The 17,443-nt window shown below is 69.1% G+C and carries 17 protein-coding genes and 1 pseudogene; 9 read left to right on the top strand and 9 right to left on the bottom strand.

Features of this window, described 5'->3' with window-relative positions; all coding sequences use genetic code 11:
* Positions 1-28: 28 nt before the first annotated feature.
* Positions 29-1,666, bottom strand: a complete 1,638-nt coding sequence (locus SCNU_RS03160; RefSeq protein ID WP_238526286.1) for a DNA polymerase Y family protein — start codon at positions 1,664-1,666, stop codon at positions 29-31.
* Entirely contained in the window at positions 1,663-2,409 is a 747-nt protein-coding gene (locus SCNU_RS03155; RefSeq protein ID WP_040517495.1) for a hypothetical protein, read from the bottom strand. Before SCNU_RS03155 ends, SCNU_RS03160 begins: the two co-directional genes overlap by 4 nt.
* A 257-nt stretch (positions 2,410-2,666) precedes the next feature.
* Here SCNU_RS03155 and SCNU_RS03150 point away from each other — a divergent pair, with 257 nt between their 5' ends.
* Positions 2,667-3,167, top strand: coding sequence for a hypothetical protein (locus SCNU_RS03150; protein ID WP_009677906.1), 501 nt, complete (start codon positions 2,667-2,669; stop codon positions 3,165-3,167).
* 6 nt (positions 3,168-3,173) lie between these two features.
* Here the strand turns inward: SCNU_RS03150 and SCNU_RS03145 are convergent, their stop codons facing one another.
* Together SCNU_RS03145 and SCNU_RS03140 are read right to left on the bottom strand one after the other, a co-directional pair.
* Positions 3,174-3,935 (bottom strand): ABC transporter permease, encoded by a 762-nt coding sequence (locus tag SCNU_RS03145; RefSeq protein WP_009677905.1) that lies wholly within the window; start codon positions 3,933-3,935, stop codon positions 3,174-3,176.
* Positions 3,936-3,962: 27 nt separating this feature from the next.
* The gene (locus SCNU_RS03140) at positions 3,963-4,895 is read right to left on the bottom strand and encodes a radical SAM family protein (protein WP_040517493.1); all 933 of its coding nucleotides are present in this window, start codon (positions 4,893-4,895) and stop codon (positions 3,963-3,965) included.
* Positions 4,896-4,973: 78 nt separating this feature from the next.
* Here SCNU_RS03140 and SCNU_RS03135 point away from each other — a divergent pair, with 78 nt between their 5' ends.
* Positions 4,974-6,227, top strand: a complete 1,254-nt coding sequence (locus SCNU_RS03135) for a serine/threonine-protein kinase (RefSeq protein WP_009677903.1) — start codon at positions 4,974-4,976, stop codon at positions 6,225-6,227.
* A gap of 6 nt (positions 6,228-6,233) precedes the next feature.
* Here SCNU_RS03135 and SCNU_RS03130 read toward each other — a convergent pair whose 3' ends face one another.
* Together SCNU_RS03130 and SCNU_RS03125 are read right to left on the bottom strand one after the other, a co-directional pair.
* Positions 6,234-6,899, bottom strand: coding sequence for a LuxR C-terminal-related transcriptional regulator (locus tag SCNU_RS03130; protein ID WP_009677902.1), 666 nt, complete (start codon positions 6,897-6,899; stop codon positions 6,234-6,236).
* Positions 6,899-8,146 (bottom strand): ATP-binding protein, encoded by a 1,248-nt coding sequence (locus tag SCNU_RS03125; protein ID WP_040517492.1) that lies wholly within the window; start codon positions 8,144-8,146, stop codon positions 6,899-6,901. The genes SCNU_RS03130 and SCNU_RS03125 overlap by 1 nt, the downstream gene beginning before the upstream one ends.
* 264 nt (positions 8,147-8,410) lie before the next feature.
* On the opposite strand from SCNU_RS03125, the gene SCNU_RS03120 reads away from it, so the two are divergent.
* Both SCNU_RS03120 and SCNU_RS03115 read left to right on the top strand, forming a co-directional pair.
* Positions 8,411-9,721 carry a PspC domain-containing protein gene (locus SCNU_RS03120; RefSeq protein ID WP_009677900.1) on the top strand — a complete coding sequence of 437 codons (1,311 nt, stop codon included), beginning with the start codon at positions 8,411-8,413 and terminating at the stop codon, positions 9,719-9,721.
* A complete protein-coding gene (locus SCNU_RS03115; RefSeq protein WP_009677899.1) occupies positions 9,718-9,936 on the top strand; it encodes a hypothetical protein in 219 nt (72 codons plus the stop codon). The genes SCNU_RS03120 and SCNU_RS03115 overlap by 4 nt, the downstream gene beginning before the upstream one ends.
* 89 nt (positions 9,937-10,025) lie before the next feature.
* Here SCNU_RS03115 and SCNU_RS20545 read toward each other — a convergent pair whose 3' ends face one another.
* Complete coding sequence (locus SCNU_RS20545; RefSeq protein WP_009677898.1) at positions 10,026-10,193, bottom strand: hypothetical protein; 168 nt, start codon at positions 10,191-10,193, stop codon at positions 10,026-10,028.
* A gap of 177 nt (positions 10,194-10,370) precedes the next feature.
* Positions 10,371-11,954, bottom strand: coding sequence for a glutamine-hydrolyzing GMP synthase (guaA, locus tag SCNU_RS03110; RefSeq protein WP_009677897.1), 1,584 nt, complete (start codon positions 11,952-11,954; stop codon positions 10,371-10,373).
* 131 nt (positions 11,955-12,085) lie between these two features.
* Here guaA and SCNU_RS03105 point away from each other — a divergent pair, with 131 nt between their 5' ends.
* The gene (locus SCNU_RS03105) at positions 12,086-12,406 is read left to right on the top strand and encodes a hypothetical protein (RefSeq protein WP_238526285.1); all 321 of its coding nucleotides are present in this window, start codon (positions 12,086-12,088) and stop codon (positions 12,404-12,406) included.
* Positions 12,407-12,473: 67 nt separating this feature from the next.
* The gene (locus SCNU_RS03100; RefSeq protein WP_009677895.1) at positions 12,474-14,627 is read left to right on the top strand and encodes an NAD(P)/FAD-dependent oxidoreductase; all 2,154 of its coding nucleotides are present in this window, start codon (positions 12,474-12,476) and stop codon (positions 14,625-14,627) included.
* Positions 14,628-14,648: 21 nt separating this feature from the next.
* Here the strand turns inward: SCNU_RS03100 and SCNU_RS03095 are convergent.
* Positions 14,649-15,314, bottom strand: a pseudogene (locus tag SCNU_RS03095) (IclR family transcriptional regulator); the annotation flags it as partial.
* Between the two features lie 134 nt (positions 15,315-15,448).
* Between SCNU_RS03095 and SCNU_RS03090 the strand changes: the two are divergent.
* The 3 genes from SCNU_RS03090 to SCNU_RS03080 are packed head-to-tail and all read left to right on the top strand — an operon-like array spanning position 15,449 to position 17,350.
* Complete coding sequence (locus tag SCNU_RS03090; protein ID WP_009677892.1) at positions 15,449-16,066, top strand: biotin transporter BioY; 618 nt, start codon at positions 15,449-15,451, stop codon at positions 16,064-16,066.
* Complete coding sequence (locus tag SCNU_RS03085) at positions 16,059-16,757, top strand: energy-coupling factor ABC transporter ATP-binding protein (protein ID WP_009677891.1); 699 nt, start codon at positions 16,059-16,061, stop codon at positions 16,755-16,757. Before SCNU_RS03090 ends, SCNU_RS03085 begins: the two co-directional genes overlap by 8 nt.
* Positions 16,754-17,350 carry an energy-coupling factor transporter transmembrane component T family protein gene (locus tag SCNU_RS03080; RefSeq protein WP_009677890.1) on the top strand — a complete coding sequence of 199 codons (597 nt, stop codon included), beginning with the start codon at positions 16,754-16,756 and terminating at the stop codon, positions 17,348-17,350. Before SCNU_RS03085 ends, SCNU_RS03080 begins: the two co-directional genes overlap by 4 nt.
* Positions 17,351-17,443 lie beyond the last annotated feature (93 nt).

Below are 17,443 nucleotides of genomic sequence, written 5' to 3'. Positions count from 1 at the left end.
CCGAATCGGGGATTCAAATACGAGATTCTTACTCATAGATCCCTTCGACCGCCCACTCCGCTTCACGACAGCAGAGCAGCACCGCACGACCGTCCGCCAGCAGCATCTGCGCCCGCGCCGTCCCCGGACCGAACGGCCACGGCCCCGCCCACCAGCGCAGGCGGTACGACCGCGCCCCCAACCGCACCGTCACCGGCTCCGCACTGAACGCGCCGCGCGGATTCACCGTCACCGGACGGTCGGCGGCGTCGCGTACCTCTGCCCCGGCCTGCACCAGCAACGACGGCGCGGGCCGGGCCAGTCGGTCCGGCCACGTCGCAGTCGGGTCGCGCGGAGGTCGGAGCTCGTCACCGAACGCCACCAAGGTCACCTGCTCGTCCGGCCCACGACCGCCGCTGCGCACCGGGACTCGAACCGCCTCGCCTCCGAGGAGCCCTTGCACCCGCACCAGCGCACGACGCGCCTGGTCACCGAGCCCGCCCCCGACCTCGCCCGGCAGTCCCGCGCCCGACAGCGCATACTGCAGCCCGCTGGGATTCACCACTTCCACCGGCTCCAGCACCAGCCGCACGACGGGTGAGTCCGGCGCGTCGACGCTGCCCGCCCGACCCGTCAGCCATCCCTCCAGTTGCCAGCGGACCCGGTCGGCCGTGGCCTCCGGGGTCAGCGGCTCCACGCATCGCCAAGTGCGCGAATGCCGTTGCCCGCGTTCGGTGAAGGCGTGAATGGTCAGTCGCATGCAGGCCAGCGCGGCCGACGACAATCGCTCATGCAACTCCTGCGCCATCCGCCTTCCCAGGAATGCGGCCGCGTCGATCCGGTCGATCGGCGGATCGCAGACGTGCTCCACCTCCAGCCCCGGAGGGATCGGCGCCCGGCTGGGACGCCTCCCCGGCAGACCGCGAGCCAGCCGGTGCGCCGTGACCGCGTCACTGGAGAACCGCGAAGCGACGTCCGCGGCGTCCATCTCGGCGAACGCGCCGAGCCGTCGTATCCCCAAGCGCCACAACAGGTTCACCAGATCCTCCCGCCCCGGTCCGCTCAGCGCCGGTTCCACCACCAGGTCGGCGACCGGCCTCGTCGACAGATAGGCGGCGTCCGACCCGGGAGACACCGTCTGCCCCGACCGCGCGGCGAGAACTGCGGTGAACAGTTCGTCGGCCACTCCGACACGAGCGGTGACGCCACCGATCACCGCCCGACCGCGTCCGTCGGCCTCCTCTCCTCGACCCACACCTGCGACGACGTCCGCCAGCCGCTCGGCCAGCAGTTCCTCGCCTCCGAAGAACCGCGCCGCCCGATCCGCCGCCATCACCAGCAACCCCGGCCTCAGCACTTCCGTCATCGGAACCACCTCGGTCACCGCCGCGACCACCGGCTCGAACAACCTCCCGTCCCGCGCCGAATCCGCCTCGTACACCGTCAGTTCCGGGCACAACGACTGCGACTGCCGCTTGCGCATCCCCCGGCGAACGCCGCCGGCACGGGCGGCATGTGAGCACGCCTCCACTCGACCCGCGCGCAACACCGCCACCGGATCGTGCGGAGACCGCCCGGCCTCGGCGGCCGCCGCGGTCGTCGGCCAGTCCGGGCACCAGAGCGCCAGCACACGCTTGCCCGACGGCACCGCTTCGTCGCGGTCCCGTCCGGGCACGACCGCGGTCAATTCGCCACCGCCAGCGATGGACGCGTTCCCGCCGCCTCCGCCACGACCTCGGGTTTCACCAGCCGCATCACCCCCGACTCGCCCAACCCCGGCGCCACCAGGTCGAACACATCGCTCACCGGCCGAGCACCGGGTGCCGTCACCTGAACCTCCACCCGGAATCCGCCGATCCGGCCGTACCCACTCCGCCGTATCGGCAGATGCCGGTACTCCCGTACTTCGCCGTTGACCCGAGTAGCCGTCCCCGGCCAGTCGCCGAGCACCATCAACGTCGACGACTGCTTCCGCGCCCGACCGCCGAGCACCCTCGCTCGCGCCGGCGTCACCGACGCGCCCGTCGGCCCGAGCCGGTCCTCGAAACCCAGCACCACCAGGTCGATCCCGTCGAGCAACACGCCGGCCACCTCCAGGCGATCGACGCCGGGCTCGGAGACCACCGCGATCCGACTCAGATCCGCCCCCATCTCCACCGCCGCGGCCAGATTGAGACGCGGCAGCCCCACCAGAGCCACCGTCGATCCGGACCGGCTCGCCTCGGCGATGATCGACATCGGCAACACCGAAGCCCCGGACATCGCGGCCACCGCACCTCGCGGCAGACCTCGCTTCGGCAACAATGCAGCCATCGGCTCCGGCACCGCCACCACACCCGACGACAGCACACCCGACGCCGTCCCCGCCAGCGCTCCGGTCTCCCCCGACAACCGACTCAGCCGGCGTCGCAGGCCCTCTCGCCCGGCCAATCTGTACCCACGCCCAGGTCTTCGAGGGCACACACTCGGAACCAATGCTCTTCCCATCGTTCTGCCGGACTCACATCCAGCGCCTTCCACCTCGTCCGAAGCGGCAGGGAAGATGCCTTCGTTCGAACTTGAGTTCGATGCTAGGACCACCCTCTGACAATCGTCAACGGAGTAGGAATCACCCGCCCCACGGGCATTCTCTCGACTCTCCAGTCGCAACCGGAGGCCGTGGCGAACCATGCTCTACCATTCGGTTCATGCAGTCCCGCACACTCCCGTTCGCCGTCGTCATCACCGCCGTCACCGGGATCGCGGTCACCGCGCTGCCCTGGTTCAACCTGCACTCGGTCGGCCTCGACGCCTCATGGAACGGCCTCGGCATGGGCACCGTCGACGCGAACGATCTCGGCATCGCCCCGTCCGGCCGAGGGTGGCTGATCGTGGCCGCCTGCGCCCTCGCCGGCCTCGCCGGACTCGCCGCCCTGATGCCGTCGCCCAAGGCACGCCCCGTCGCCCGAGTGATGGCCGCTGTCGCCGCAGTCGGCGCCACGGCTGCCGCGTTCGTCCCCATCGCCATCTGGATCTGGCCGTCCTGGTACTTCGGCGACTTCCTCGACGGCCTCGGCCTGAGCTCCGCGGACATCGGGGTCAGCACCGCCATTCTCATCGCGCTGATCGTGATCATGCTGATCCTGGCCGCGCTGTGCACCGCCCTCTTCATCGATCGCAGCGAGCAGGAGTTGCTCGACGACGCCTAGCCGGCCTTACGACACCGGCACCGGCTTGGTCCGCACCGGCGACATGACATGCGCGATCACCACCGACGTCACCGCACCGGCGGCCAGGATCGACGCCAGCACGATGATCTGAAAGCGTCCGGCCTCAATCGGCGAGAGACCGCCGAAGATCGCACCGACGAAAGCGCCCGGCAAGGTCACCAAGCCGGTGGTCTTCGCCTGGTCCGTCGCGGGAATCATGGCGTTGTGAACCGCCTGCCGCGCCATCGACACGGTCGCCTGGCGCGGCGTCGCACCCAGCGCCAACCAGCCCTCCACCTCGGTCCACCGGTCGACGATCGCCTCAGTCAACCGGCGTCCGGTCAGGGTCGCCGAGGTCATCGCGTTCCCGATCACGATGCCCGCGAGGGCGAGTGCGTAGCGAGCCGTCAACTCCAGTGCCCCGGAGGCGAAGACGATCACCAGCACGGCACCCACGCCAGCCCCCATACCGAGTGCGACGGTTCCGAGTACCGGCCACAGCGACCTGCCGTCGGCGGCGAGCCTGCGCGTGGCGGTGAACACCGCGACCCCGAACATGACCGTCACGAAGAGCGCGACGAGGGCGCCGTGCCGAATCACCCCGCTCAAGATCACGCTGAGCACCGTCAGCTGCACCAACCCGCGCGCCACCGCTCCGATCGGCGCCCACCGCTGGGGCACCCCGTACGCCCACAGCACGCCGGTCGCCAGCACCGCCAGCAGCAGCACGCCGACGAGCGTGTTCACCGGCGCGTGCACGTGGGGCATGCACCAATGGAAGCACTCGGCCTCGGGTCAGAACAGCGTCAGCGCAGGCGGCGAGACATTTCCGCAGGACGCAGGCGGCAGCACGGATTGGTCGGCATGCGAATCGTCGTCCGCGGCCGACTCGCTGCCCAGTCCGTACTTCGCCACCAATGGAGCCATCCTCGAGCGCAACCCGAGCGAGTACTCCGCGGACACGAAACTGCGGCGCCCGTAGAGCGACCGGTACCGACGGACCAATGCCGGATGCTCGCTGCCCAGCCAGCCGAGGAAGTCGGCGCCGTCGTCGCCCCCGAGTTGCAACGGCGACACCGATACCCGCGCAGCACCCGCCGCCGACAGCGCCGAGAGCAGTTCGTCGAGCTGCGAGGTGCCGTCTGCCAGCAGCGGCGGCAACGGCGCGATCCGGATGTGCGGCGCGAGGCCTGCGTCGGCCAGCCGCTCGACCATTTCCAACCTGGCCCGCGGCGACGACGCCGCCGGGTCGACGCGCGCCGACAGCCCCGGATCGAGGGTCGCCAGTGAGACCGAGACGGTCACCGGCACACTGCGTCCGATGAGGCGCAACAGCGACAGATCCCGAAGCAGCAGCGTGGACGAGGTGTACAGCGCGATCGGTGTCTGCGACTCCGACAGGACCGACAGCACCTGTGGCATCAGCCGATAGTGCTCCTCCGCCGGGTGATACGGGTCCTCCGACGTCCCGAGTGCCACCGTCTCACGGCGCCACGACCGTCTGCGCACTTCACGACGCAGCACCGCAGCAGCGTTCATCTTCACTTCGAGCACCTCGCCCGACCGCCGAAAGGTGGAGGCGGCGAACGCATGCCGATGGCTCCGATCACTGGTGACCGACTCCAGCACGGTGCGCGCCAATACCTCGTGCACTCGAACTCCCGGCGCCTCCGGGATCATGATCGACCTCATGAGGTCACCGCACACCAGTTCGGTCAGCGCTGCCATGCCACCCATCCGAACATACGTGCGATACGCTCGTCAAGGGGTGCGCCGGTCCGGAACGGGGACAGTTATCATCGGGCCATGACATCTCCCGCCGACGCACCAGGCCCCTCGTATCTGGTCGCCGGCCGCTACCGCCTGATCCGCCGGATCGGACACGGCGGAATGGGCGCGGTGTGGCTCGCCCACGACCAGCTCCTGGACCGTGAGGTCGCGGTCAAGCAGGTGCTCACGACCAGCGGAATGGACGACTCCGTCGCCGAGACCTCGCGCGCCCGCGCCCTGCGGGAAGGCCGATTGGCCGCCCGACTCTCGCACCGCAACGCCATCGCGATGCACGACGTCGCCCTCGACCGTGACGAGCCATGGCTGGTGATGGAGTTCCTGCCGAGTCACAGCGTCGCCGACGTGCTCCAGCAGAACGGCACCATCGAACCGGTGGAGGCCGCCCAGATCTGCGCCCAGGTGGCCGACGCGATCACCGAGGCGCACGCCTCCGGCATCATTCATCGGGACATCAAGCCGGCCAACATCCTGATCGCGAACACCGGCCGCAATGTCGGCCTGGTGAAGATCACCGACTTCGGGATCTCCCGCGCGAAGGACGACGTCACCATCACCCAGACCGGCGTGGTGACCGGCACGCCCGCCTACTTCGCGCCCGAGGTCGCGCGCGGCGAGGAACCCGGCGAGGCGTCGGACGTGTACTCCCTGGGCTCGACGCTGTACACGATGATCGAGGGCCGCCCGCCGTTCGGCAACGAGGACAACTACATCGCGACCCTGCACCGCGTGGCACTCGGGCAGATCAACCCGATCACCCGAGCGGGCGGGCTGTCGTCGATCCTCTTGAAGCTGCTGGAGCCGAACCCGGCCAATCGGCCGACCATGGCGCAGGCGCGTGATCAGCTCACCCAGTTCGCCGCCGACACGCTGGGGACCACGGACAACGTGCTCACCGGGCTGGTCAGCACCAGACCTCTCGCCGAACAGAACCGCGCAACCACTCTGCCGCCCGCCGGGCAGCCGGGTGCCTCGGGTCCCGGAACGAGCCCGGCCCCGAGAACCTCCGCTTTGAACGAACCGTCGCACCCGCACCAGCCGACGCAGGTCGCGTCCGGCCACTACGCCCCGCGGACCACGCCCACACCGATCCCCTACAACCCGACCGACTACTCTTCGGCGCCCGGACAGTACACCCCGCCGCCGACCTACTACCAGCAGCAGCAACAGCAGCGCGGGTCCGACAGTCACGCCGGACTCGCCGCGGCGATCTTCGCCGTCTTCGCCCTGCTGACCGCGATCATCGCCGGCGTCATCATCCTGGTGATGTGACGCCGATCAGCCGATCTGGCGATTCACCGCCCACCGCGTGAGCGCGTTGCGGTTGGACTGCTGCGTCTTGCGGAGCACGTTCGACGCGTGCGTCTCCACGGTCTTCACCGAGATGAACAATTCCTCGGCGATCTCCCGATAGGTGTAGCCGCGGGCCAGCAGCCGCAGCACCTCCATCTCCCGGCGGGTCAGGGAATCGAGCTCCGGGTCGAGCTGCGGCTCCGGCACCGGCGACCGGCCGGTGAACGAATCGAGGACGAAGCCCGCCAGCCGCGGGCTGAAGACCGCATCGCCCTCCGCGACCCGCCGCACCGCATCGGCGAGCTCGCCGCCGTCGATGGTCTTGGTCACGTACCCGCGGGCGCCGGCTCGGATGGTCGCGATCACGTCGGTCGCCGCGTCGGAGACGCTCAGCGCCAGGAACACCGGCGCGTCCGAGCCGAGCGCGTCGGTGACACCGCGCAGCACCGCCACCCCGCCCCCGCCAGGCATGTGCACGTCGAGCAGCACCACGTCGGGCCGCAGTTCGACGATCCCCGCCACCGACTCCGGCACGTTGCCCGCATCACCGACCACCTCGAGTCCCGCCTCACCGGCGAGCTCGGCGCGCACGCCGGAGCGGAACACGCCGTGGTCGTCGACCAGGAACACCCGGTAGGTCTTGTCGGACATTATGAGAACTCCTGTGTCTGTTGTGATTGCGAGTCGAGTACCGGCGACGATCCGTGGCCCCGTCCGCGCGGCAGCATGAGCGCGACGTTGGTTCCCCGGCCGGGCGTCGAAGTGATCCGCACCGAACCGCCGACCCGCTCCATCCGCGCCCGGATCGACTTCGCGATACCCTGCCGGTCCTGGTCCACGGAGTCGGGGTCGAAGCCCTTCCCCCGATCGCGGACGAACACCTCCACGTGCTCGTCGTCCACCTCGCAGTAGACGTCGACCTTGTCCGCTCCGGAGTGCTTGGCCGCGTTGACCAGTGCTTCGCGCGCTGCGGCGACCACCGCCTGCAGACTGTTCGCCACCGCTTCGTCGCGAAGTTCGTCCGGCGCGATGTCGCCGACCGTGACGGTCTCGATCTCGACGCCGTACGTGTCCTCCACCTCGGCGGACACCGCGGACACCGCCGCCGCCAACGACTCTCGCCGTCGCGCCTGGTCGCCGAAGAGCCACTGTCGCAGCTCACGTTCCTGACGCCGGGCCAGCTGGGCGACGGTGTCGGGCTGGTCGGCCCGCTTCTGAATCAGCGCGAGCGTCTGCAGCACCGAGTCGTGCAGATGGGAGGCGATCTCCTCCCGCTCCTGGTTCCGGATGCGGGCCGCACGCTCGGCGTTCAGCGTCCGCCACATCCGCATCCACAGCGGGATCGTCAGCAGCAGTACCCCGAAGAGCGTGCCGAGTACGGCGAGAAGCGTCGGATTCATCCCGGCGAGTGCGGTATCCGGTGCCGCGACCAGCACCACCAGCCCGCCGACCACGAGGAACGCGCCCGCGGCCAACCGGAGCCAGGTGACCACCCCGCCGCGCGCCGAGACCCCCGTGACGTCGACCTCGCGCCACACCAGCGCCGCTCCGCCGAGCACCACCACCAGCGCCAGCAGCGTCGAGGCCGGTGCGCTCGACGCCGCGATTCCGTTGAGCAGCAACGCGACCACGCCGATCACCATCAGGCCCTGTGCCTGCCGTCGTTCGCGCGGAGCCGGCCGTTCGACGTCCGTCCCGGTCGGGCAGAAGAACCAGAGCAGGCCGTACGCCGCCACCCCGGCCCCCGCCAGCGCCGCCAGCACCACGAAGACCACGCGCACCCGGAACACGTCGACGCCCAAATGGTCGGCGATCCCGCCGCACACCCCGCCCAGCACCTTGCCACCGTTGCGGCGGCGCACACGGTCGAGTCGCGGAGGGTCGGTCACATGAGTCATTGATTCGATAGTGGCACGTCTGCCGGACGCACACATCAGGGACTTTCCTGGTTTCCGGGCAGCGGTCGCCGCCGCCCTGCGCACAGCATTGACCACTCAGTCGTCCCGACCTCGATTCTCGACCGTTTCGAGCGGAAACGGTCAATGCTGTGCGTGCGTCCGCAGACACTCTGGTGTCCGACCGTCCCGAACTCCGCGAGATCAGGGCGCATCTCAGGGTTTAACCCGATTCACACCGTGGCCGGCCCGACAATCATTGAACGCATGGACACCAAGACTCTGATCGACCTCTGGAACACCCGGCCGGTCCGCCGCCGGTCCGGTAAATCCATCGGCGGCGTCTGTACCGGCATCGGCATGCGGTATCGGATCGATCCGACCCTGGTGAAGGTGGCGTTCGTCGTCGCAGCGTTGTTCGGTGGCAGCGGAATCCTGCTGTACATCGCGGCTCTCGTCGCGTTTCCCGCCGAAGACGAGACCGCGCCCCGCCGGATCCACTTGCCGCATCGGTCGCATCGCCGGATCCGGCACGACATGCCGTGGTACTGGATCGTCGTCGCCGTCATCGCGGTCATCATTCTCGGGAACATGGGCTCCTCCTCACCGTTCTGGGGCACCAGCGGACTCCTCGGACTGATTCTCATGCTGGGAGCGTGGTGGCTGCTGTACCAGCGGACGCCGGAGGCTCCCGCAGGCACCAGCGCAGACCAGCTGCGCCCCGGCGATCAGCCGTCGTACGCCCCGCCGGTCGTGGGGGCGTCAACGGTCTCGATGCCCGCAGCGACCGTGGTGACCGGAGACGTCGTTCCCTCCAGCACGACCGCCGGTCCCGACGCCCAGACGATCCCGATGGCGGCGAATGAGCCTCCGGCTCCGCCCGCCGACCCCGATGCGCCGCCGGCCTGGGACCCGCTCGGCACCGCTCGCTTCGCGTGGGACCTCCCCGAGCCGACGCCCCCACCGCAGCCTCCGGTCGTGAAGCCGCCGCGGTCACCGTTGACGCCCGTCTTCGCCGGGCTGGCACTCATCGCCGCCACCATCGGCATCGCGGCGCGCGTGCTCGGCGGCGTCGACTGGTTCACCACCGGCCGGATCGCCGGACTGGCCCTCGCGGTCCTCGGCGTCGGCATGCTGATCGACGCCCTGCAACGACGACAGACCAACACTCGGGCCTCGGGTCTGGTGCCGCTCGCCATGATCGTCGGGGTCGTCGCCGTGGTCTCGACCATCTTCTCCGGAGACCGGCCCTCATTCGCCTCCGGTGGCATCGGCGACCGGTCGTGGCATCCGCAGAGCGTCTCGCAGCTCAGCGACACCTATCAGCTGAGTGTCGGCACGACGACCCTCGACCTGCGCGACGTCGGACCACTCGACCACGACCGCACTGTCGAGATCCGCCAGGGTATCGGCGACATGACGATCTGGCTGCCCGACGACGTCCGCGTCAAGACCGAGTGCAGCACCGTCGTCGGCGACCAGACCTGCCCCGAAGGAATCGTCAACCCCGACGCCAAGACACCGACCCTGACGGTGAAGGCGAACGTCAACCTCGGAACCGTGGAGATGAAGCAATGATCGACGAGACCCCCGACCAGGCCGGAACCGCCGAGCCCGAACGCCACCGCTCCTTCATGATGGGACTCTCGGCCGTCGTCACGCTGCTGGTCGCGGCGTGGTGCCTGGCCGACGGCCCCTTCCTGCTCGACACGTCGTACCTGCCGTGGGCGCTCCTCGCCGTCGGCATCGTGGTCGGCGTCGGCCTCATCGCGAGCGGCTTCCGCCGAAAGTAGGGCGTCAGGTCGATCGAGTAGACGCACCGCGAGCTTGCGAGCGACGAGTCGTGTCGAGATCCACTCAGGCCCAACACGACTCGCCTCGCCTACCTCGGCCGCAGAAACAGGAAGTACCCGCCGAGGAAGACGAGCACGATCGCAACGTTCACGATCAACCGCAGCCCGGTCTGGTCGCGGAGGAACGCGAAATCGACGCCGACGATCAGCGCGATCATGACCAGCAGGTAGATCGCCGTGACGAGTTGTCTGCTCACCTTCGAATCATCCCACCCGCCACCGACATCGACCGACCGTTCGGGTCCGCCCGGCCGCCGCTCAGTACTGATCGTGCGCCCCTACCAGGCTGATCGTCCAATCCCTGATCGCCGGCGAATACACGCAGTGCCGCCCGCATCGACTGCGGGCGGCACTGCGTGTGAGTCAGCGGGAGATCACTCCCATTCGATGGTCCCCGGCGGCTTGCTCGTCACGTCGAGCACCACGCGGTTCACGTCCTCCACCTCGTTGGTGATGCGCGTCGAGATGGTCTCCAGGACCTCGTAGGGCACCCGGGTCCAGTCCGCGGTCATGGCGTCTTCGCTCGAGACCGGACGCAGCACGATCGGGTGACCGTAGGTACGACCGTCGCCCTGGACGCCGACGCTGCGGACGTCGGCCAGCAGCACCACCGGGCACTGCCAGATCTGGCCGTCGAGTCCGGCCGACGTCAGCTCCTCGCGCGCGATCAGGTCGGCTTTGCGCAGCAGCTCCAGGCGTTCCTTGTTCACCGCTCCGACGATGCGAATCGCGAGGCCGGGCCCGGGGAACGGCTGTCGTGCGACGATCTCCTCGGGCAGACCGAGTTCACGTCCGACGGCGCGAACCTCGTCCTTGAACAGCAGCCGGAGCGGCTCGACGAGCTTGAACTCGAGGTCCTCAGGCAGCCCGCCGACGTTGTGATGGCTCTTGATGTTCGCCGTGCCGCTGCCGCCGCCCGACTCGACCACGTCCGGGTACAGAGTGCCCTGGACGAGGAAGTCGACCTTCTTGCCCGCGGCGGCCTGGTCGCCCAGTACCTCGGACACCGCGCCCTCGAACGACCGGATGAACTCGCGGCCGATGATCTTGCGCTTGGTCTCCGGATCCGACACGCCGTCGAGATGACCGAGGAACACGTCCTCGGCGTCGACGGTCACCAGTCGCGCGCCGGTCGCCGCGACGAAGTCGGTCTGCACCTGCTCGCGCTCACCCGCACGCAGCAGCCCGTGGTCGACGAACACGCAGGTCAGACGATCGCCGATCGCCCGCTGGACCAGGGCGGCCGCGACCGCCGAATCGACGCCGCCGGACAATCCGCAGATCGCCAGGCCGTCGTCGCCGACCTGGGCCCGGACGTCGGCGATCAGCGCCTCGGCGATGTTCGCCGCGGTCCACGTGGGCTTGAGGTTCGCGATCTCGTACAGGAAGCGGGTCAGCACTTCTTGGCCGTGCGGGCTGTGCAGCACCTCGGGGTGGTACTGAACGCCGGCCATGCCGCGCTCGACGCACTCGAAGGCGGCGACCGGTGCGCCCGGCGTCGACGCGGTGACCGTGAAGCCCTCGGGCGCGACCTGCACGGCGTCGTTGTGGCTCATCCAGACCGGCTGGGTGTCGGGCAAGCCGCGGTGCAGCGAGCCCTCGCCGTTCGGGGTCAGCGTGGTGCGACCGAACTCGCGTCCGCCGGTGTTGGCGACCGTGCCGCCGAGCGCCGTGGTCATCTTCTGGAATCCATAGCAGATGCCGAACACCGGAATCCCCAGGTCGAAGATGCCCTCGTCGACGGCCGGCGCGTCGTCGGCGTACACCGACGCCGGTCCGCCGGACAGGATCAGCGCTGCCGGGTTCTTGGCCTTGATCTCCTCGATGGTCGCGTCGTGCGCGACCACTTCCGAGTAGATACGAGCCTCGCGAACGCGGCGAGCGATCAGCTGCGCGTACTGGGCTCCGAAGTCGACGACGAGTACGGGACGCGGGTGGTCGGGGGAAGTTTCCGTCACGGATGCATTCTAACGTCCCGCAGACGTCGAGTCGCCGCTGGTCAGTCGGACTTGTCAGAGGGCGGTCGTAGAGTCCGAATCATGGATTGACCGAACCGCGCGGCGGAGAAAGCGAGGCTGCGATGTCGTTCATGGGCAGCGTGAACACTCCCGAGGTCTACTATCTCGAAGACTCCCGATCCGCCTACGTCCGAATCACGCTGACGGACGACGCGTTCGGACTCATCGGCCAGAGCTTCAGCGGCGGTAGCGAATACGAATGGGGCCGAACCTTCGACGTGGCCGGCACTCGTCAGCTGAGCGAAGTCCTCGGCCTTCCCCTCGACGACCACTTCCTCGAAGCTGTGGCCGACCGCTTCGGGCGGTCGTACCGGTCGGTGGAAGGGTTCATCGTCGAGAACGACCTGCCCCACAAGTTCTGGAGTTTCCACGACTGGGCGTACGACGAATGACACCCAACCTCCCACCCGACGGGACAGACTGAAACACGTTCCACTTGCCGGTCGTAACGTGACGGCCATGGCACAGCGCACCGCCGACCTGACTCCGCTCCTCGCACCCGGCCGCATCGGTCCGGTGCGGCTGGACAATCGAGTCCTGATGTCGGCCATGGACATGAATCTCTCCGTCGACGGCGTAATCGAGGCGGAGGACGTCGAACACTTCGTCTCCCGCGCGGCGGGCGGCACCGGCATGATCATCACCGGATGCTGTTCGGTCGGCTATCCGGCGGGCAGCACCAGCACCAAGGAACCCGGGCTCTCGTCCGACCACTTCATCCCCGGCCTCAGAGCGCTCGCGGACGGCGTGCACGACGCCGGGTCGAAACTGTGCGTGCAAATGGTCCACCATGGCAAGGTCGCCCGCATCGACACCGTCTCCGACCGCCCGCTGCAGGTGGCCTCGGCGCCGCAGAGTTCCTATGACATGAGCGCACTCGCCGACAACACCCCGGCCGAACTCGGCAGGATGGGGGCGGTCACCGGCGGCAAGACGCCGACGTACCACGAGGTGACGCTCGACGACATCGCCGAGATCACGCGGCAGTACGTCGCCGCGGCGCGCCGGGTCCGTGAGGCGGGAGCCGACGCCGTGGAAATCCACTGCGCGCACGGATATCTCCTGAGCGGGTTCCTGTCGCGCGCCGACAACCGCCGCACCGACGAGTACGGCGGCTCGCTGGAGAACCGTGCTCGCTTCGCCTGCGAGGTGATCGCTGCGGTGAAGGGCGCCGTCGGCGACGATCTGGCCGTCCTGGTGCGTGTATCGGGCCGGGAGTTCGGCGAGGCAGGCGGTCTCTCGACCGACGAGGCGGCGCGGGCGGCGCGGATGTTCGAGTCGGCGGGTGCCGACGCGATCGACGTGACCGGCTGGGGCCGTAACCCGTTCAGCAACTTCACCGACGGGCCGCTGCCGGACCGTCTGGGTGCGTTCGTCGACCTCGCGGCCGTGGTCAAGGAGTCGGTGTCGATCCCGGTGATCACCGTCGGGCGGGTGCTGCCGGAGGTCGGCGCCGCGGCGATCGCCGATGGCAAAGCCGACTTCGTCGCGATGGGCCGACAGCTGCTCGCCGATCCGGACCTGGTCAACAAGCTGCGTGCGGGCACTCCGGAGCGGGTCCGACCGTGCATCAACTGCTACGTCTGCGTCCAGGAGAACTTCTGGGACGACGTCCCGGTCTGCGCGGTCAACCCGGCACTCGGAAACGACGGGGCCGCACCGCTGACCCTCACGAAGGCCCCCGAGTCGAAGAAGGTCGTCGTGGTGGGCGCAGGCCCGGCCGGCCTGGAGACCGCGCGCATCGCCGCCCAGCGCGGACACCGCGTCACCGTGCTCGACAAGTCCGATCGGCTCGGCGGCACCCTGTGGTTCTCCGCGCTGACCACACCGGCGAACTACCCGCTGCTCGACTGGCTGCGCACCGAGACCGCTCGGCTCGGGGTCGAGATCCGGTTGAACACGGAGGCGACGCCGGCGGCGATCGCCGAGCTCGCACCGGACGCGGTCATCGTCGCCACCGGCGCGGTGCGCGATCGCCCGGCCATCCCCGGCGGGGACCTGCCGCACGTGCACACCGGCGACACCATGCGCGCGTTGATGACCGGCGTCGGAGACACCGCCGGTCAGACCTGGTATCTGCGCGTGGCCGGACGACTCGGCAAGCTGACCGGTCTCACCAAGACACCGGCGCGCATCGCCGCGCTGACCCGCAAGATCCTGCCGGTCGGCAAGGACGTCGTCGTGATCGGCGGATCCCTGGTCGGGCTCGAACTGGCCGAGTTCCTCGCCGAACGCGGCCGGAATGTGACGCTCCTGCACGACAACCAGCAGCTCGGACTGCCGATGGCACTGCCCCGACGGTGGACGGCGGTCCGCCGCGCCAAGGAGGCCGGTGTGACGATCCATCGCCACGCACGCCCGGTCCGGATCACCGCGAGCTCCGTCGAGTTCAAGGAGGCGATCACCGACAAACGCGGTCAGGTCGTCGACACGAAGTCGTCGAGCGTCCCGGCGTCGATGGTCATCATGGCAGCAGGCGTGTCGGCGGCCGCCCCGCTCGCGCAGCGGTTGGACGGTCTGGTTCCGGAAGTGCACGTGGTGGGCGACGCAGGCAGCGTCGACTACATCCAGGGCGCGATCCACAGCGCATGGCAGGTCGCTTCGGCGCTCTAGAATCGTGCGCCGGATCGCGGGCTACGCCAGTGCGTCCGCGATCTCGCGCGCCGTCGCCCGGCCGAGATCCACGAGGAACGGGATCCGCTCCGGGATCATCAGTTCGGTGCTCCCCCGGATGCCGAGCGCGAACGTGACCCGACCGTCGTCGGCGAAGATCGGCAGGCCGACGGTCCGGAAATCGGGCATCAATTCCTCGTCGTTGAAGCCGTAGCCGCGCTCGCGAGTGAGGGCCAGTTCCTTCTCCAGGGCCTCGGCGTCGGCGACGGCGCGGTCGGTGCCCGCCTCGTATGACAGGCGGGCGAGCTCGTCGATGCCGGCATCGGAGTACGCGAGCAGCACCTTGCCGAGGGCCGACGCGTGCAGTGGCAGCCGCATCCCCTGCAGCACCTCGCCGTCGGTCTCGCGCCAGCGGCTGGTGCCGAGCAGCACCACCTCGTTGCCGTACCGCTTCGCCACCGAGGCCGACGCGCCGGTGGTGACCGCGAGCCTTTCGAGGTGCGGCTCGGTCAGGTAGATCCGATGCTGGCGGTATGCGATCTGCCCGTACCGGGCGAGCGCACCGCCGAGCCGATAGCGGCCCGAGACCGCATCCTTCTCCAGGAAGTCCGCGGAGACCAGCGCAGACAGCAGCCGATGCGTGGTGCTGAGCGGAAGGCCCTGATCCCGCGCGTCGTGATCGGCGCCGGTGACCTGCGCGTCCCCGTGAGGACTGTGCGTGGACTATACGTCCATCAGATGCGATGACGGGGACGCGCAGGTCACCAGCGTCTCGCACGCCGACTTCTGTTCCGTGCCTCCCGCCAAATACCCTTGCAACTGTGACGAACGTTTCCTCCGACACCGGTGAGCGCCGGTCCCCATGGTCGCTCGACCTGTCCGACCTCGCACAGGCGGCCGTCTTCGCGGCCCTGATCGCGGTCCTCGGACTGCCCGGACAGATCAACCTCGCGGCCGGCGTGCCGATCACCCTGCAGACGCTCGGCGTCATGCTGGCGGGCGCGGTTCTCGGACCGAAGAAGGGGACGCTCGCGGTCCTCATCTTCATGGTGCTGGCCATCGCCGGCCTGCCGATTCTGGCGGGCGGGCGAACGGGCATGGTCGCCCTGAACTCACCGACCGCGGGCTACTTCGTCGGGTTCCTCCCCGCGGTGATCGTCATCGGTCTGCTGACCGCGCTGATGATGCCGAAGTACAACATCATCCTCGGCATCGTCATCAACCTGCTCGGCGGCGTGCTCATCATCTACACCTGCGGTGTCATCGGCCTGCTGCTCCGCACCGACATGTCCCTGACCGCGGCGATCACCACCAACGGCCCATTCGTGGCGGGCGACGTGATCAAGGCGGTGGTGGCCGCGCTGGTCGCCGCGCCGGTCCACCGCGGCCGTCCCGGCCTCATCGCTCCGCTTCGTCCGGGCGCCCGCCGTCGTGCCTGAGTCCGCGCCACCCGCGATCGTCTTCGACGGCGTCGAGCACGCCTTCGGCGACCGCGTCGTGTTGCGCGGAATCACCCTCGAGATCCCCGAGCGCCGAGTGGGCGTCATCGGCGCGAACGGCAGCGGCAAGTCGACGCTCGCGCGGATGATCAACGGCCTGGTCCTCCCCGCCGGCGGCACGGTGACCGTCAACGGGCTCGACGTCCGCAAGAACAAGCGCAAGGTGCGCCGCGACGTCGGCTTCATCTTCTCCGACCCCGACCGGCAGATCATCATGCCGACGGTCGCCGAGGACATCGAGCTGTCGTTGTCGCGCATCGTCTCCGACAAGGCACAGCGTCGGGCCCGGGCTCGCGAGGTACTCGCGGACTTCGGGCTCGACGGCCACGCCGATCAACCGGCACATCAACTGTCCGGCGGACAGAAGCAGTTGCTCGCACTGGCCGCGGTGATGGTCGTCGGACCGAGCATCCTGGTGGCCGACGAACCCACCACGATGCTCGATCTCCGCAACGCCCTCATGCTCCGTCGCGTGTTCGCCGGGCTCGACGAACAACTGGTGGTGCTCACGCACGACCTGCCGATGCTCGACGACTTCGACCGCGTCATCGTGCTCGACGACGGCCGCGTTGTCGCCGACGACGAACCGGCCCCGGCGATCGCGTTCTACCGGAACCTGATGAGCCGATGATCGGCGTCTACGTCCCGGGCCACTCACTGCTGCATCGCCTGCCCGCCGGGTTCAAGATCGTCGCGCTGATGGCGTCGATCATCACCGTCGCCGTGGTGGTCCGATCCCCGCTGGCGGCGGGCGTCGCGCTGGCCGCGACCGCAGCGACCTTCGCGCTGGCCTGGATTCCACCGCGCAACGCCTGGTCGCAGGTGAAGGGCGTCGTGTGGGTATTGGCCGCACTGTTCGTCTTTCAATGGATCATCACCGACGCCGCGCGCGCCTTCGTGGTCTGCGCCGTCCTGCTGGCCTCGGTCGGACTCGCCGCCGTCGTCACCCTGACCACCCGGACCGCCGACATGCTCGACGCGATCATCACCGGACTGAGCCCGCTGAAGCGCCTCGGTGTCCGCACAGATCTCATCGCGATGGCCTTCGCGCTCACCATCCGCAGCATTCCACTGATCGCCGAAGTCCTCGCCCAGGTGGACCAGGCCCGGCGCGCCCGCGGCCTCCGCGCCGGACCGCGAGTCCTGCTGGCCCCGACCGTCCTCGCGGCGCTCCAGACCGCCGACGGTTTCGCCGAGACGCTCGCGGCGCGAGGGATGGACTGAGCCGGGCGGGAGTTCCCCGGATCGTCCGACGCGACGGTCTGTTAGCCTTCATCACAGACGGCTTGACGACTTCTAGGAGGATGCGGTGGACCC

It is taken from the genome of Gordonia neofelifaecis NRRL B-59395 (genome assembly GCF_000192435.1).
Taxonomy (GTDB): Bacteria; Actinomycetota; Actinomycetes; order Mycobacteriales; family Mycobacteriaceae; genus Gordonia; species Gordonia neofelifaecis.
Note: the sequence above shows the minus strand (reverse complement) of the source record. Positions and strands in the feature narration are given on the sequence as shown.